The sequence below is a fragment of the Streptomyces sp. AC627_RSS907 genome, assembly GCF_019049165.1.
The window spans coordinates 1-574 of sequence record NZ_JAGMUE010000333.1; the positions used below are offsets into that span (position 1 = coordinate 1).

Consider the following 574-nt stretch of genomic DNA (forward strand, 5'->3'; position numbering starts at 1 on the left):
GCCCAGCACCTCGAACCCGAGTTCGGCCATGGCCGCGGCGTGGGTGGCGCCGAGATACCCGGTGCCGATCACAGTGATCTTGGGGGCCATGCTGTGCTCCGTGGGTACGAATCGTGGTGAGGGCGGGCCGGACTGCGTGGCCCGAGCATAGTCCGGGCCTCATTCGGGAAACTGAGCCGCTGTCGTCTAACTCACGTACCCGCGTCTCGGCCGCCACCCCTAGGATTGGGTTACTTAACGGTTATTAACGCTCGGGTACGCCTACTCAGGGAGTGAGGACACCGTGGCCTCCGCGGAGAAGAACACTGTCGGATTCGACCTCTACCGCCCGGCCGAGGAGCACGACATGCTCCGCGAGTCGGTGCGCGCCCTCGCCGAAGCCAAGATCGCGCCGTTCGCGGCCGAGGTGGACGAAGAGGGCCGCTTCCCGCAGGAGGCCCTGGACGCGCTGGTCTCCAACGACCTGCACGCCGTGCACGTCGCCGAGTCCTACGGCGGCGCCGGGGCCGACGCCCTCGCCACGGTGATCGTCATCGAGGAGGTGGCCCGCGTCTGCGCCTCCTCCTCGCTGATC

Annotated in this window: 2 protein-coding genes; one reads left to right on the forward strand and one right to left on the reverse strand. The window is 67.9% G+C overall.

Annotation, left to right across the window (positions count from 1 at the left end):
- Nucleotides 1–90 (reverse strand): hypothetical protein (locus KUM32_RS44820; protein ID WP_217146055.1); only part of this gene is annotated, 90 nt, incomplete at its 3' end.
- Between the two features lie 256 nt (nucleotides 91–346).
- On the opposite strand from KUM32_RS44820, the gene KUM32_RS35580 reads away from it, so the two are divergent.
- Nucleotides 347–574, forward strand: a 228-nt coding sequence (locus tag KUM32_RS35580) for an acyl-CoA dehydrogenase family protein (protein ID WP_217146056.1), incomplete at its 3' end; no start/stop codon positions are given.